Annotated in this window: 1 protein-coding gene; it reads left to right on the top strand. The window is 66.2% G+C overall.

The genetic code is table 11. The annotated features are described in order from the left end of the window. Window positions 1-207: PadR family transcriptional regulator (locus tag BIV57_RS22735; RefSeq protein WP_139275768.1), on the top strand; the 207-nt coding region annotated here is incomplete at both ends.

Raw genomic sequence — 207 nt, 5'->3', positions numbered from 1 at the left:
GAGACCTTCGGCGTCGCCTACCCCGAACCCAACATCGGGCAGGTCTACGTCACCCTGGGCCGCCTGGAGAAGGCCGGCCTGATCCGCGGTCAGGACATCGACCAGGCCGACCGCCCCAACAAGCGCGTCTATGAGATCACCGACACCGGCCGGCAAGAACTCGTAGCCTGGTTTGCCAAACCCACCGAGGGCCCGCGAGTACGTGAC

Origin of the sequence: Mangrovactinospora gilvigrisea, assembly GCF_001879105.1 — a bacterium.
GTDB lineage: Bacteria > Actinomycetota > Actinomycetes > Streptomycetales > Streptomycetaceae > Mangrovactinospora > Mangrovactinospora gilvigrisea.
The sequence above is the reverse complement of the archived record's forward strand: the minus strand, read 5'-3'. Positions and strand labels throughout refer to the sequence as shown.